14 protein-coding genes, 2 tRNA genes and 1 other RNA gene are annotated in these 14,344 nt (G+C 27.3%); 13 read left to right on the forward strand and 4 right to left on the reverse strand.

All coding sequences use genetic code 11. The annotated features are described in order from the left end of the window. Positions 1–29 precede the first annotated feature (29 nt). From lysS to T324_RS0106525, 5 genes are all read left to right on the forward strand, one after another. A complete protein-coding gene (gene lysS, locus T324_RS0106505) occupies positions 30–1,562 on the forward strand; it encodes a lysine--tRNA ligase (protein WP_028329500.1) in 1,533 nt (510 codons plus the stop codon). A gap of 95 nt (positions 1,563–1,657) precedes the next feature. Continuing rightward, positions 1,658–2,080 (forward strand): copper homeostasis protein, encoded by a 423-nt coding sequence (locus tag T324_RS0106510; protein ID WP_028329501.1) that lies wholly within the window; start codon positions 1,658–1,660, stop codon positions 2,078–2,080. 77 nt (positions 2,081–2,157) lie between these two features. After that, positions 2,158–2,532: a copper homeostasis protein gene (locus T324_RS0106515; protein WP_028329502.1), complete on the forward strand. Its 375-nt coding sequence runs from the start codon at positions 2,158–2,160 to the stop codon at positions 2,530–2,532. Positions 2,533–2,716: 184 nt separating this feature from the next. After that, the gene (locus T324_RS0106520) at positions 2,717–4,786 is read left to right on the forward strand and encodes an ABC transporter permease family protein (protein WP_028329503.1); all 2,070 of its coding nucleotides are present in this window, start codon (positions 2,717–2,719) and stop codon (positions 4,784–4,786) included. A gap of 12 nt (positions 4,787–4,798) precedes the next feature. Continuing rightward, complete coding sequence (locus T324_RS0106525; RefSeq protein WP_028329504.1) at positions 4,799–5,695, forward strand: metallophosphoesterase; 897 nt, start codon at positions 4,799–4,801, stop codon at positions 5,693–5,695. 57 nt (positions 5,696–5,752) lie between these two features. Here T324_RS0106525 and msrA read toward each other — a convergent pair whose 3' ends face one another. From msrA to T324_RS0106545, 4 genes are all read right to left on the reverse strand, one after another. Further along, the gene (gene msrA / locus T324_RS0106530) at positions 5,753–6,364 is read right to left on the reverse strand and encodes a peptide-methionine (S)-S-oxide reductase MsrA (RefSeq protein ID WP_028329505.1); all 612 of its coding nucleotides are present in this window, start codon (positions 6,362–6,364) and stop codon (positions 5,753–5,755) included. A gap of 22 nt (positions 6,365–6,386) precedes the next feature. Further along, a complete protein-coding gene (gene msrB, locus T324_RS0106535; protein WP_425387419.1) occupies positions 6,387–6,854 on the reverse strand; it encodes a peptide-methionine (R)-S-oxide reductase MsrB in 468 nt (155 codons plus the stop codon). An 88-nt stretch (positions 6,855–6,942) separates the two neighbouring features. Continuing rightward, positions 6,943–7,926 carry a hypothetical protein gene (locus tag T324_RS0106540; RefSeq protein WP_028329507.1) on the reverse strand — a complete coding sequence of 328 codons (984 nt, stop codon included), beginning with the start codon at positions 7,924–7,926 and terminating at the stop codon, positions 6,943–6,945. 8 nt (positions 7,927–7,934) lie between these two features. After that, positions 7,935–8,912, reverse strand: coding sequence for a hypothetical protein (locus T324_RS0106545; RefSeq protein WP_028329508.1), 978 nt, complete (start codon positions 8,910–8,912; stop codon positions 7,935–7,937). A gap of 249 nt (positions 8,913–9,161) precedes the next feature. Between T324_RS0106545 and T324_RS0106555 the strand changes: the two genes are divergently transcribed. From T324_RS0106555 to T324_RS0106585, 8 genes are all read left to right on the forward strand, one after another. Beyond that, the gene (locus T324_RS0106555; protein WP_028329509.1) at positions 9,162–10,391 is read left to right on the forward strand and encodes an LCP family protein; all 1,230 of its coding nucleotides are present in this window, start codon (positions 9,162–9,164) and stop codon (positions 10,389–10,391) included. Beyond that, positions 10,375–10,779, forward strand: coding sequence for a ribosome silencing factor (gene rsfS, locus T324_RS0106560; RefSeq protein ID WP_028329510.1), 405 nt, complete (start codon positions 10,375–10,377; stop codon positions 10,777–10,779). The genes T324_RS0106555 and rsfS overlap by 17 nt, the downstream gene beginning before the upstream one ends. Before the next feature lie 59 nt (positions 10,780–10,838). Next, complete coding sequence (locus T324_RS0106565; protein ID WP_028329511.1) at positions 10,839–11,585, forward strand: hypothetical protein; 747 nt, start codon at positions 10,839–10,841, stop codon at positions 11,583–11,585. Positions 11,586–11,652: 67 nt separating this feature from the next. Beyond that, positions 11,653–11,726, forward strand: a tRNA-Arg gene (locus tag T324_RS0106570). A gap of 4 nt (positions 11,727–11,730) precedes the next feature. After that, positions 11,731–11,816: transfer RNA gene (locus T324_RS0106575), tRNA-Ser, on the forward strand. A 24-nt stretch (positions 11,817–11,840) separates the two neighbouring features. Continuing rightward, positions 11,841–11,935: signal recognition particle sRNA small type (gene ffs / locus T324_RS17885), an RNA gene on the forward strand. 139 nt (positions 11,936–12,074) lie between these two features. Beyond that, positions 12,075–13,358 (forward strand): recombinase RecA, encoded by a 1,284-nt coding sequence (gene recA / locus T324_RS0106580; RefSeq protein ID WP_028329512.1) that lies wholly within the window; start codon positions 12,075–12,077, stop codon positions 13,356–13,358. A 98-nt stretch (positions 13,359–13,456) separates the two neighbouring features. Beyond that, positions 13,457–14,311 (forward strand): hypothetical protein, encoded by an 855-nt coding sequence (locus T324_RS0106585; protein WP_028329513.1) that lies wholly within the window; start codon positions 13,457–13,459, stop codon positions 14,309–14,311. Positions 14,312–14,344 lie beyond the last annotated feature (33 nt).

Below are 14,344 nucleotides of genomic sequence, written 5' to 3' on the forward strand. Positions count from 1 at the left end.
ATAACAAATAATTTAAGAAGGATAATTTAATGTCAGAAAATCAAAATAATTCTGAAAATACACAAAATGAAAAAAATACTAGTGTAGAAAAAAATGCAGAGAAAGAAAACAGAAAAGAAAAGTTAAACACATTAAGAGGTATGGGAATTAATCCATTTCCAAACAGTTATGATGTAACTTATAAATCAAAGGATATAGCAGAAAAATTTGAAGAGTTGGAAAAGAATGAAACAGAAGTTGCCATTGCTGGAAGAATTATGCTTTACAGAGTAATGGGTAAATCTTCATTTTTAACTATAAAAGATGCATCGGGAACAATTCAGGCCTATATACAAAAGGATAAGGTAGGAGATGAATTTTATAATACAGTATTTAAAAAATTAATAGATATAGGCGATATTGTAGGTGTAAAAGGTACTGTTTTTAAAACTAAAACAGGTGAAATAACTATATATGCAAATGAATTAAAACTTCTTACTAAATCACTTAATCCATTGCCTGAAAAATTTCATGGATTAACAGATACAGAGCTTCGCTACAGACAAAGATATGTTGATTTAATAATGAATGATGATGTAAAAGAAGCATTTATTAAACGTTCAAAAATGGTTTCTGCTATAAGAGAAGTTATGATAGAAAATAACTTTTTGGAAGTAGAAACACCTATGATGCATCCTTTAATTGGAGGAGCTAAGGCTAAGCCTTTTGTTACACATCATAATACTTTGGATATGACTTTATATTTAAGAATAGCACCTGAGCTTTATTTGAAAAGGTTAGTTGTAGGCGGTTTTGATAGAGTATTTGAACTTAATAGAAATTTCCGTAATGAAGGTATATCTACAAGACATAATCCAGAGTTTACAATGATGGAAGCATATATGGCTTATGCTAATTTCCACAAAGTTATGGAATTGGTAGAAGAAGTATTTTCAAAAGTATGTTTCAAATTAAATGGAAAATATACTTCTCAATATAAAGATTATGAAATTAATTTTAAACCTCCGTTTGCAAGAGTACCTATGGTTGATTTGGTTAAAGAGCATTCAGGCCTTGATTTTAATGCTATACAATCAGATGATGAAGCATTAGAAAAAGCTAAGTCAGTAGGTGTGGAAATAGATACTTCTAAAACTAAACCTACTAAGTGGGAAGTAATGGTTGCTGTATTTGAGGAAAAAGTTGAAGAAAAATTGATACAGCCTACATTTGTTATTAATTATCCTAAATCAGTTTCTCCTCTTTCAAAATCTTATCCTGATAATCCGGATATTACAGAAAGATACGAGTTATTTATTGGCGGAATGGAGATGTCTAACGGATTTAGCGAGCTTAATGACCCTATAGACCAAAAAGAACGTTTCGAGGAACAATTAAAGGCTAAAGCACGCGGTGAAGATGAAACTATGGATATGGACTTGGACTATATCAATGCCTTGGAATACGGACTTCCTCCTACAGGCGGACTCGGAATAGGTATTGACAGAATGGCTATATTATTCTTGAATGTTGCGAGCATTAGAGATACTATTCTTTTCCCTCAAATGAGAAAATTAGATTAATTGTTTAAATGTATAAAAAAAATACAAAAAAATTATTACTAATTTTATATTATTCTGTTTTACATAAAACAAAGAATATACAAAAGAGGGTAAAAATGAAAAAAATCTATTTATTATTAATCATTTTTGTGCTTGCAATTTCATGTTCTAATAAGACAGAAAGCACTCAAAATACTGCTTCAGATACTAATGCAGCACCTGAAACTAATGCAGCAGCAGATACTCAATTAAATGCAAATACTCAAGTGTTTGAAGGAGATTTTGTTTACTATGCTGATTCTGCTAATTTTAGCAATTACACAGAAATGAAAACTTATCCTGTAGCTATGGAAGGAGAGTATATTAACTTAGAAAGAGAATATACAGGTTTTAATTTTGCTGAACCTACTAAAGTTAATCTAAAAGTTGAAGGCTATTTAGAAGAAAGACCTGGTATGGAAGAAGGCACTACAAATATGTTTTTAATAGTTACAAAAATAATAGGTTTTGATACTAATAAAACAGCACCATTATTTTAATTTTTAAAAGTTATGAGCTGAGGATAAAAGAAATAATTTATCCTCAGCTTTTTTATTGTTTTTAAAGGATAAAAATAATGAAAAGGCTATATTCATTATTAATTATATTTATAATTTGTATTTCATGCAGTGTAGAAAAGAATCATGAAACTCAAAATATACCTGACCCTATATTAAAAGTATTTGAAGGTGATTTTATATATTTAGTAGATTCAGCAGTATTCACAGATTATGCAACTTCAAGTAATTTTCAAATTGCTATGGAAAGAGAGTATTTTAATCTTGAAAGAGAATTTATAAGTTTTAATTTTGAAGAGCCTACAAAAATTTATCTTCAAGTTGAAGGTTATTTGGAAGATAGACCTGGTATTGAAAAAGATAAAATAGATACATTTCTTATAGTTACAAAAATTATAGGTTTTGATACCAACAGAATTACATCATTATTATAATTATATTCATTTGAATATTTTAAATATTAATTTTATTTGTGCTACATTTAAAACTAATAATCATTTAAATATAGAGCATTATTTTCTATTTCTTAAACATATATATATTTACTATTTACAAAAAAACTTATTAAGATATAATCATAAACAATATTTAACTTTTTATTTTAGGTACAAATAAATTATGAGAAAAAATAATATATTAATTTTTATAATATCATTAGCAGTAACATTAATCACATTGTTCAGTATTAATTATATAAGTTATAATGATTCTAATACATCATTAAGCGATATTAATATAATGGATACTAATTATAAAGAAGTTAGGGATTATGCATTAGATGCTTATTATATAGATGGATATAAAGAAAAAATAGAAAAGTTAAAAGAAACATTTAAATCAAATTCAATAACAGCGAGATTAAAATACAGAGCTAGTTTAATATCATATTTGGGTGAAGAAGAAATTATCATAAACGGAATAGATTTGAATAATGATAAAGAAGTTTTTAATGTTGTAGGAGATAGTACAGTTAAAAATTTTAATACAAATAATTCTATTGTTATAAGTAAATCAATAGCATCAGTTTTGGATTTAAATACTAATGATACTGTTATATTAAAACTTATTACAAAAACAGGTCATTACAATGCTGAAGAATACACTATCATAGAAGTTTCTGAAAACTTAGATTATAATTATGCTTTAGTAGATATTAATAATTTGAATGCATTTATTGGTTTGGAAAATACAGCAACCGAAGTATATGTAAGCGGCTTAAAATTAGAAAATGATAATGATGATATAAAATTAATATTTGGAGATGATATAGGCATTTATTCAAAGAAAGATATTCTTGGAGATGATTATAATACAAATTCAAATATTAAAAGATTATATATTTATATACTTATAGCTTATTTATTTGTTTTATTTTCTGTATTTATGTTTATTAATTCGCATACATTTTATGATTATGATAAATTATTAAAAAGTAAAATATTATTTTCTTTTATTGGTTTTGCAGTGTCATTCGTCATATATATAATAATTCTCAAACTATATTATAAAAAAGAATTTATATTTGATTATATGTATATATTTATGCTTATTATTAATATAGTTTCTGTTTTATCTGCTAATCTTAAATATTTCCTATTGGAGAAAATGTTTGTAAAAAAAGATGAGGAATATAATAAAAAGAAAAATATATTGATTATATTGGGGATGGTATTTACTTATATAATAGCATTAGTAGTATTATATTTATCATTTTTAGGATTCATTAACGATGGAAATAATACTGCATCAGAAGAAAATAAAGAAACTATTATAAGAATAGTAAAAGCAAATACATCTAAAAATACTTTTTTATTTAATGGTTCAATATATTCTATAAATAGCAATGATAATATAACAAATATTTTAATTAAAGAGATTAACTCTTATGATAAATATGCTGAGATAGAAAGAGTATTGAGTTTTCCAGTTGGAGTAGTTATAAGAACAGGAAGTATTGGCTCAAGAGTTTATACCTATGATAATAATATATTGGAAAATGGTATGAGTGTATCAAATATTATTATAGAAGGTGAAATATTTGAAAGCCCAAAGAAGGAAATTATTGTAGGAAAAGATTTAGCTAATTATTTAAATTTAAAAGTAGGAGATGCTTTATCGTTAATAGCAAAAGCATCAAGAGGATGGCTTGAAACAGCATATTTTTATGTTGCAGGAATTTATGATTTGAAAGATAAAAATTATGATATTATAGGCGATTCAGAAGCTATGAATAGTTTTATATATCTAAAAGAAGGAGATAAATCGCCTTATAATGAAAGTATAATAGTTTTTTCTGAGAATAAGGATATTTATTCAAGTTTGAATGAAAGCTCTGTTATAAATGATTATGGTTTAGAAATATTGAAACCGGATATAAAAAATAATATTTCTATAAAAAATATTATTATTTTATTTATAATCATTTTTGCATTTTCGATTTCTTTGTTATCTTCATCAATATTATCTATTTTCTACAGACGATTAGCAAAATTTATTGATTTATTACATAGAAAAAGTATATTGTATACTTCATTTATAATATCTTTATTAATTTCTATAATAATATCAATGTTAATAATATACTTTTTCATGTTATTTAGTTTTAAATTTTTAGTATTTACAATTTCTATAATATTATTATCATTTATATTGTCGCTTTTAATATCAAATTATAATGATAATATTTAAGGATAATCTAAAATGAAATTTTTTAAAAAGATATCTAAGAGAAATAAAATAATATTTTTAGCAGTGATTATAATTCTTGTTCTTATTAATATATATATGTATAATACTGCACATTCTATAAGATTTAGATATATAACATTGGAATTTGAGGATTTACCTGAAAGTTTTGATAATATAAAAGTAGCCTTCGCTGCCGATATGCATGCTGGACTTTATATACCAGAAAGTTATGTAAGAAAGATGTCTGATATGATAATGGAATCAAAACCTGATATGATATTATTTGCAGGCGATTATATATACACTTCTCCACGCTGGTTTCATGCTTATAAAAAAGAAAATAGTGAGAAATTCAATAATGGTATAAAAGATTTGGAAGCTAAATATGGAAAGTATGCTGTTTTAGGAAATCATGATAATTGGGAAAGTACAGAAGATGTTTCGAATTCATTATATAATAATGGATTTAAAGTAATGGATAATAGTATTTTATTTATTACAAATGAAAGCGGAGAGTATATATCAATAGGAGGAGTTGGTGATTATTTAACTGATGATGTAAGATTTGATATAGCAACGAGCAATGTTTCTTCTAATGATTTTCATATACTTTTATCGCATGAACCTAATATTCCATTAAAACGTGCTAGAGAAGGAGGATACAGCGAGTTTATAGACTTCTTTTTGGCAGGTCATACTCATGGACTTCAAATAAGTTTTCTTCCTATGTGGGTTTGGGAAGGTCTTAATAAGAATAGAGAATATCCTCATTTCCCTGCTATTTATGGTATTATGAATTACGGTGCAATGAAAGTTTATGTTACATCAGGTATAGGTGCTGTTTTATTTCCTCTTAGATTGTTTGCATATCCTGAAGTTGTGATAATAACTTTAAAAAGAAAAAATTAGAAATAAAAAAGAGACTCATTTTATTGAGCCTCTTCCTTTTCATCCTTTAATTAAATTTTAAAATAGTTTTGTATAGAAATGACAATATGGCATAGCACCTTTTTTAGCATAGTAATTTTGATGATAATCTTCTGCCTCATAAAAGTTTTTATATTCTCTTATTGTAGTAGCCACATCATAATTTCTTTCTCTAAGCATTGCAACATATTTTTCAGCTATTTCTTTTTCTTCATCATTTTGATAAAAAATTGCTGATAAATACTGTGAACCTATATCAGGACCCTGCCCATTCTTTTGAGTGAAGTCATGGGTTTCAAAGAATAGTTTTACTAATTCTTCATAAGTAGTTTTTTCAGGATCATAACCAACTTTAACAGTTTCTAAATGTCCTGTAAGTCCAGTGCAAACTTCTTGATATGTAGGATTAGCTTTATGTCCTCCTGCATATCCGCTTACAACAGAAAATACACCTTTAGATTTTTCAAACCAATATTCAGTTCCCCAAAAACATCCGGAAGAAAAATAAGCATATTTTGCATTTTCTGGTATTTCTGATATTTCATCTTTCACATCATTATCCTTTGTGTTAATATTTTGACTATTTAATTTTTTAGAACAAGATATAATTGATAGTAAAGACAGAGTAATTATTGTTATTTTTTTTACCATATGACTCCTTTTATAAATACATTTATTTTTGGTTTGTAGAGTTTTCGTTTGTAAATTTATTAACAAAGTTTAGAGAAACAGAGTTTATACAATATCTTGTCTGTTTTTCAGTAAATCCTTCATTATAGAATACATGCCCCATATGTCCCCCACAATTGGCACATATCACTTCAACTCTACTTCCATCCTTTACTAGTTTGATGTTTTCTATTATAGCTTCATCAAAACTAGGCCATCCCGTACCAGAGTTAAATTTAGCTTCAGAATGGAATAAAGGCGTATCACATATTTTACATGTGTATATACCATCTTCTTTCACATTTAAAAGGTCTCCAGTAAATGGTATTTCAGTACCTTTATTTATAAGTACATGATATTCCCTTTCTGTAAGCTCTCTAGTTTGATATGCTGCGTTATCATTATTATTTGTATAAGCAACACTCCTCTTTTCACTTTTCACTTCTGATTCATCGCAAGATATTAGAACCATGAAGCTTATCACAATTAATAATATAATATAATTTTTCATAATAATAATATTATATAACAATTATTTTTTAAATCAATAATTATGTTAATTATTTATATGATTGAAGCGGAAATGAATATGCTGTTCTTGTTTTTACATCAAATATATTTCCAGAAGCATCTATTATTCTATAATCAAACATTTTAGTAAATTTTTTATATTTTATTTTTGCAGGAAGCGGTATAGTATTAATATTTCCAGAATATGCATCTATACTGTATAATACCATATCATCATTTTTTATATCAGATAATTTTTCCTGTATTATTGCAGGAGTATCTAAATATATTTTATTATCATCCTTCATATAGAAAAAACCACCCTTATAATGGTTTAAAAATGAAAGAAACTGTATTTTCCATATAATTTTTTTGCTGCCGTATAAAGATACGGACTCATTGTTATCTAATAAAAGCAAATCTTTATCAGCTGCTTTGAAAATTTGGGATATTTTAATATCAGAGTATCCTATTTCTTCTTTTGTATCTGTTAGAGAGCCAAAGTTTAAATGACTAATTGTTTTGTTTTCTGAAGTATAAGCATATGTAAATATACTTCTATTTTCATTGAAACATCCATTTTTTATAAAAATGTTTTCTTTTAATAAATAAACAATTTTTTTTGTTTCTATATCATATACAAAAACACTGATTTTATTAAATTCACTTGCTCTAATAAATATATATCTAGGATTTGAAGTGAAGTACGCTTCATATACATACATAGTAGAGATTTCTAATAATACTTTATTAGTTCCAATTTCTATTATTTTAAATACATTATTTTTTGAATCGTTTGACGTAACAGATATAGTCATTATTTTTGTTCCGTCTAATGATAAATCTATAATAGAATAAGTTCTAGGATTTTTATGGAATGTTCTGCATATATCTAATTTAAAATCGTATAAAAAACTGTTTCTGCTTCCTTTATAATAAGGTGTAAATATTCCTTTATTAGTTTTTTGATCTATATAAATAAAGTAATCATCTTTTTCTATTTCATTGTATATTACATTTTGTTTTGCTATCATATAAATTATTACTCCTTGATTTTCACTTTCATCATTACTTCGATATTTTGTCCGCTATTATTTTCCAGTACTGCATAATTCTCATATAATTCTATTACTTTTGCAGATCCTACAAAACTTTCAATATTTTTATAATATCTGTATTTATATAGCATCTCACTTGTATACCAAACATCTCCTTTTTCATTGCTTCTAATTCCAACATATGCTTTTGTATTATTAGTTTCAAAATATGCTTTAGGTATATTACTTATATTTGTTGAAGGAGATACTTCATTTGTAGGCATTTCTAATACTTTATCTATTTTGTATATATTAAATTCATCTCCATTTTTAATATTATTTTTTTTACCAAGATTTATATATAATTTTTTATCTTCTACTCTTGTTATAACTCCTGATAGAGGAGGATTGTTAAAATAATCAGCAATACTATTAGCTATTTTATTGAATGCTGTTGTAGATGCCTGTCCTAATGCAGTTTCATTGAATAAGGCATCTTCGGATGAATATATTTGACTGTTGCTCGGCAAGGTGTAGCTTCCTTTTTCAATAAATGACTTTACTATTTTTAAAGAGTTAATATCCATTAAATTGACTTTAAACTCTACATTAGCTGTATATTTACCGCCTTTTTTTAAATCAAAATTTAATACTTCTCCAGTGATAATATAATCTGAATTAAATGTTTCTTTTATAAAATTTGATGCTATTTGCAAATTAGTTATTAGGCTTTTATATGACATTACAATATCATATGATGTGAAATATGATATTAAGAGGTCATAATCTGTGACATCAAACATTTTAGTATTGATTATTGATTCTTCTAATACTCTAGGCATTCCATCATCTACTTTATACTCAGTTATCCATTCTTCATTTGCACTTGAAAAAGGTAAAATAGTAAATGTTATAGAATATGCATTAATACCAATCGAGAGTATTAATAAAAATAATAATTTTTTATTCAGATTTAAAAACATATTTTAATAATCTTTGCTTATATCTTTTTTCTTATTAGGTTCTTTGTAGGAAATTATTGCATGCATAGATATGAATGCCATAATAATTCCTAAAATAAAAATCATTTTTCTAAAAATTTTCATAAATACATCCATAAAAATTACACTATTTTTATTATAGTACTAAAGTATAACAATTTCAATAGGTTAATGGAAAAATTAGCATTAAGTTATTTGACAACTCACTTAACATAATATATTATATAGTATATGAATAGGATTAATAAAAAGAATAATAATGATGATAAAGCATTAAAAACCATAAGTCATGCTAATAAAAGAGCTACTATATTGATTACTGTATCTATAATATCTGTTAGCTGTTTATTAGTTTTTATACTTTATTATTTTTTCGTAAGCAGTCTTGATATAGCTAAAAAGAAAGATGAGCCTGTTTACTTTTCTTTATTATTTTTAGATGAAAAAAATGAGCCTTATGGTGCTTATGTAGGTATCGTATCAAGCCTTCATAATAGAATAGGATTAATAGGACTTCCTAGAAATATTTCTTTATGGGAAAATAAGAATTCGCCTAGAAGTGTTCCTTTAATAAATTTGTATAAAAACGGAGGTGAAAGTTCTGTTTTTAGAGCTATAGAAAATTCCGTTGATAAACGCATAACTTATAGGATCACTATTGATAATAATGCAATTTCTGATATTATAGATTTAATAGGCGGAGTCAAAATGTATATTGAAGAGCCTATAGAATTTAAAGATGAGGAGAAAGGATATAATCTTTCATTTGGAATAGGTGAGTGGCTATTTACTGGTAATAAAGTTATAGCATATTTACATTACCTTCGTATGAAAGGATATGAGGATATAGAAACTTTATATAGATTAGAAGATATTATAGTTAATTCTATGATAGGATTAATTCAAAATCCTGAACTTAGAACTATAATACACTCTAAAGATATGAGAGACGCAATAGCATCTCATATGAAAAGTAATTTAAGACCTCCTGATGTGAAAGCATTTTGTAATATATTAGCTAACAGCAATGAAAGAACATTAATTATAAACAATATAGATGCAAGATTCGATGATAATGGCATTTTAACCCCTATATTTGAAGGAAGTGCTTTTGTGAAACAGATGGAAGATTTAACAGCTTATGTTGAACTTAAAACACAAAAGAGCGAATTAAATAATGAGGATGTAAATTTAAGTGTATTAAATGCTACGGATGTTGCAGGACTTGCTGATAGAATAAATATTAGGATGCGTTACAGAGGTTTTGCTGCTGGAGAATATGGAAACTTTACCACTAATTTAAATGAAAGTGTTGTTCTCGTTAGAGACGGACAAATAGAAAAAGCATTTATGGTTGCTAATGAGGGCAGGGTTACAAGAGTATATGCTAGCACGGACAGAAGAGTATTAAATAATGCAGTATTAATTTTGGGGAAAGACTATTATGAAATTACACAATAATGAAGAAAATTCAAAACCTAAAAAGAAATTTATAGATAAAGAAACAGCTAAAGAATTAACATTAAGAGCTGCAAAAGCCTTAGATGATAAAAAATTAGAAAATATTGTTGTATTAGATTTAGAAGGAGTTACAACATTATCTGATTATTTTATATTAGCTACTGCTTCTTCATCTCCTCAGATGAAAGCTGGTTCTGATGCTGTATATAAAGAGTTAAAAGAAGATGGCATTTTGCCTTATGCTGAAAATGATAATGATCCTGAGGCTCTTTGGTATTTAACTGATTATGGTTTTTTGGTAATACATATATTTACTGAAGAGGGCAGAGAGTATTATGATTTGGATAAGTTATGGCATGAAGCTAAAAAAATAGAATTAAATTATTGATAATTTTTTTGTAAAGTATTACAATATGAATGTAAATAAAATTTGTTAAGGAAATTGATATGAAAAAGATAAGAATATTTGCGGTACTAATATGTGCCTTATTATTTTCTAAATTCTCTTTTGCAGAGAGCGGATGGCAGTTCGGAGTAATGATTCCAATAGGAGCAAGTTTTAGCTTTTATAATGTTAATTTTAGTTCTCAAGCTACATCTGACTATATGAACAATTATAAAAAAAGCACAGGTACAATAGGCTTTGATATAGGAGTAAATTTACAAGGCGGATATTTAGTATCAGACGGAGATATAGGTATCAGCTTATTGGCAGATTTAGGGTACTCTCATGATTCATTTGGTTTGACAAGTTCTTATCAAAATACTGCAGGAAAAAAAGTAGATGTTAAAGAATATTATACATTTGAAAACTTATCTGTAGGAATACTTCCTAAATTTCATTATAAAAATTTTGGAATTGGTTTAGGATTAGGAGTAAAAATACCTTTATATTTAACTCACTCTACTGAGTCAAAAATAGATAACACAAGTACAAAAACTTACGGATATTATAATGCTTCAAAGATAGATGATGTTATAAAAAATTCTGTAATTACTTATGTTAAGCTTACATTTGATTATTCTTTCTATGTTGCTGATGATATAGCACTTTTATTAGGAGCTTATTTAGGTACAGATTTCGGATTAGATTTACGCGGTGCTGAGGTAGTTATGGTAGAAAGCAGAGATTTAGCTTCATTCGATTTAGGCGTACAATTAGGTGTGAAATTCGGACAAGGTATATTTGATTAAAAATTATAATTAATATTTGCAAAAAAATATTAACTATGATATAATTCTTACACTCAAAAGTATTTAAGTGCCTGTAGCTCAATTGGATAGAGCATCAGATTGCGGTTCTGAAGGTTGGAAGTTCAAATCTTCTCAGGCACAAATTGGAGAGATGTCCGAGCTGGTTGAAGGAGCACGATTGGAAGTCGTGTGTACGTAACAGTACCGTGGGTTCGAATCCCACTCTCTCCGTAAGCTAGTTTTGTACATCTCTTATAGCGGGGTTCTACGGCAGTTGATGATGAATCCGCCAGGTTCGGAAGGAAGCAACGGTAAGTCAACCCAACTGGGTGCTAGTTCTCCTGTTATAAGGGGCCTTTTTTCAAACCTCTTTATAATTATATTTTCATAATTTTTTATCTTTTTTTATTCATAAATAACTTGACAAAAATAATGTATTTTTATACAATGTATTATTATATAAATATTAATTTTTAGGAGAAAATATAAATGGCTACTAAAAAGAAAGAAACTGCTGAAGTGAAAAAAGATGGTAAAAGCGAAGCTATTGAAGCTATTACCGATCAGATAAATAAAAAATACGGTCCGGGTTCTTTTATGAGACTTGGAAGCAATAAAACTGTTAATGTTGATGTTATTTCTACAGGTGCTTTAACTCTTGACCATGCCTTAGGAGTAGGAGGAATTCCTCGCGGAAGAATCATAGAAATTTACGGACATGAGGCTTCCGGTAAAACTACATTGACTTTACATATCATAGCAGAAGCTCAAAAGGCTGGAGGATATGCTGCTTTTATAGATGCTGAACATGCTTTAGACCCAGTGTATGCGAGTGCTTTGGGTGTAGATATAGATAATTTATATATTTCTCAGCCTAACAGTGGTGAAGAAGCACTTGAAATATTAGAAAAAGTTGTTTCTTCTACTGCTTTTGATATAGTTGTTGTTGACTCTGTTGCCGCATTGGTTTCTAAGGCAGAGCTTGCTGGAGATATAGGGGATGCTCATATAGCTTTGCAGGCAAGGCTTATGAGTCATGCTTTGAGAAAACTTACTGCTATAATAAGCAATACTAATACTGCTGTTATATTTATTAACCAATTAAGACAAAATATCGCCACTACTGGCTATGGTGCTGGACCTACAGAAACTACTACAGGCGGTAAGGCTTTGAAATTTTATTCTTCTGTAAGGCTTGATATTAGAAGAACAGAATGGATTAAAAAAGGCGATGATACTATAGGTCATAAAGTAAAAATAAAAGTTGTAAAAAATAAATTATCATCTCCATTTAAAGTTGTAAATTTGGAAATAATATTCGGACAAGGTATATCATCAGAGGGACTTTTAATAGATTTAGCTATGGAGGCAAAAATCATTACAAGAAGCGGGGCATGGTTCTATTATAATGGAGAGCAAATCGCACAAGGTAAGGAAAAGGTTAGAGACTTATTAGCATCTGATCCTAAAATGCGTATGGAGCTTGAAATACAAATCAGAGAGACACTTAATATGGGCGGTGTTGATAAAGTTAAAGAAAAACTTGCTGAGTACTTGGAAGAACAGAAGAATGGAGGAGTACCAAAAGAAAAATCTATTAGTAATGAAGAAGAGACTCCAGTTACAAAGAAAAAATCTTCTAAAAAAGTAGATACGGATGATTCTGATCTTCTAATGAGTGCAGAAGAGGCTTATTCTAGTGATGATGATGATGAAACCTATAATGATAATGAGTTTGAAGACGACAGTATTATAACTCCTGTAAAAAATTAATATTTTGGGAATTATGGGACTTTATCATTATAAAGTCCCTTTTAGTTTATTAAAAATAAAATATATACATATTTTTATAAAATGATATAATATTTTAAATGAAGTTGATAAAATTTGTATTTATTTTGACTATATACATATTTCTAATATTTAAGCCGTTGATAGCACAAACTAATATGCAGTCAGGTTTATATATTGGTGCTGATTTAAATGGTCGTTTTAGTCCTTATTTAGATGGCGGCGGAAGAATTTTTTTATTTTACAGATTTATATCAGATGTTTTTCCAGGATATATTTGGGAAGGTATAAAAACAGATATAGGAATAAGCGATCATATAAGTGCTGAAATGAATAGGTTTACAGTTTTCCTAAATATTTCTATAACATCATATTTCACTATAGATGCTAAAGTATCTCTTCTCAATTATTATCTTTCGTATGCTAAAAGAGGGTTTGTTAATTTTGATAGTCCAGATTCTGATTTTGGAACAAATGGAATATTAAATGCCCATAAAACATCAAACATTTCACTTGAGGCAGAAATTACTCCAACATTTAGGGTAAGTTTTTTAAAATCTCTATTTGAAGGAAGGGGATTAACATTGCAGGCGGGAGTAACTTTTAAATATGCACATAATCAGTATGGAAAATACCATTTAGATTATGATTTACTTTTAATAAGGGATCAAGATGATATATCATATAAACTAGACACGATGCTTCTTTTTGATTTAATGCCGTTATCTGTAGGTATTAATTATATGCTGGCTTATATGAATAACACTAAACAGCTTTGGCAGTCAATAGGAGCTTATGCACATTTCCAATATGAATTTTTAAACAGAATATATACTGAAGTAAATTTAAAAATAGGACAGTATATGACTCATCCTCAATTCAAAGCAACATTATATTTTGATATGAACGCTATGATAACCTATAGAATTATCTAAAATTTTATTATTTATGTATATACTTTTTAAAAA

This window comes from Brachyspira alvinipulli ATCC 51933 (assembly GCF_000518245.1).
GTDB classification, from domain to species: Bacteria; Spirochaetota; Brachyspiria; order Brachyspirales; family Brachyspiraceae; genus Brachyspira; species Brachyspira alvinipulli.